Source organism: Streptomyces sp. MnatMP-M17, assembly GCF_900091995.1.
Lineage (GTDB): Bacteria > Actinomycetota > Actinomycetes > Streptomycetales > Streptomycetaceae > Streptomyces.
In genome coordinates, this window is the sequence record NZ_FMDK01001000.1 from 1 (window position 1) to 1395 (window position 1395).

Annotated in this window: 1 protein-coding gene; it reads left to right on the forward strand. The window is 72.8% G+C overall.

What is annotated here, in order from left to right; genetic code table 11:
• Positions 1 to 1021: transcriptional regulator (locus GA0115259_RS34910; protein ID WP_237540716.1), on the forward strand; the 1021-nt coding region annotated here is incomplete at its 5' end.
• Positions 1022 to 1395: the final 374 nt, after the last annotated feature.

Below are 1395 nucleotides of genomic sequence, written 5' to 3' on the forward strand. Positions count from 1 at the left end.
GGCAGCCGGTGCCGGAGCAGCAGCCGGTGCCGGAGCAGCAGCCGAAGACGTTCCCGAGGTCGAGCGGGAGTCTCCGGCGAAGGCTCCCGTGGCGCGACGCCGACGTACCGTCCTCCTCGCCGGTACCGCCGTGGTCGCCGCTGTCGCCGCAGCCGCGCTCGTGGTGAACCTCGTGCCTGACAAGGGCCATAACGACCGGAGCGGGAAGCAGTCCGTGGGGACCGCCGCCTCCGAGTCCGTCGACAGCAGTCCCGACGCTTCCGAACCGAGCGGCGCGAAGGGCCGGTCGGCCTCGCCGTCCGCCTCGCGCAGCGGCAGTCCCACGGCTTCCGCTCCCGCTTCCGTCTCCGCCTCCCGGAGTCGTGAGGCCGCGGCGGCGCAGGGCGGCGACGGTTCCGCGGACGGGGCCACCGCGCCCGCCGTCGCCGTCAATCCGTACAAGTGGGAAGACCCGTGCAGCCAGCACTACCTGATCGACCAGAATCCCGAACAGGTGCCTCCGCCGCCGGCCGAGCCGGACGCCCGCGGGTGGGTCAACGCTCTCGGCGGAGTCGCCGGCGGGCAGCAGATGCTCGCGCTGACCGTGCAGGGCACCGGGAAGGCGACGGTCGTCCTGGAGGCACTGCATGTACGGGTGGTGGAGAAGAGCGCTCCGCTCGCCTGGAACGACTTCGAGATGGGCGTCGGATGCGGCGGTGGCGTGGAGACGACGTCGTTCGGTGTGGACCTCGATGCCGGCCGGCCCTCGCTCTCGCCCAAGGCTGGGCAGCGCGACTTCCCGTACAAGGTGAGTGAGTCCGATCCCGAGGTCTTCTACGTCTTCGCCGACGCGCGGACGCACAACGTGAGCTGGTACCTGGAGCTGGACTGGTCCAGCGGCGACCGGCACGGCGCCGTACGCCTGGACGACAAGGGCAAACCCTTCCGGACGAGCGGGAACGTGGGGCGGCCCGCGTACACCTATCCGCTCGGCGACACCGAGTGGGGGCGGAACGAGTCGTATCCCGACATTCCCGGCTGAGGCGGTCCGGTCAGGTCCGGTCCGGCCCCTGGGTCCGGTCCCCGGGTCCGGTCCCAGGGGCCCGGCAACCACTGTCAGGTGCCGTCAGACGGCGGAGTCGGCCTTGCGGCGGCGGACGACGCAGACCGCGACGGCGCCGAGGGCCACCGCCGCGCCGGCCGGGGCGCACTGGGAGCGGACCGCCCGCTGCGGCCATGCAACCTTCCCGCCGCCCCGCGAGTCTCCACGCTGTACGTCGTCGCCGCACAGTGTGAAAGGCCCCAGTGCACCAGAAGATGCACCAGAAGAGATCCGTCGCCGCCCTGACCGGCGGTGCCCTGTCCGCCGTCGTTCTCGGCGGGCTGCTGGCCGCCGCCCCGCAGGCGGTGGCCGCC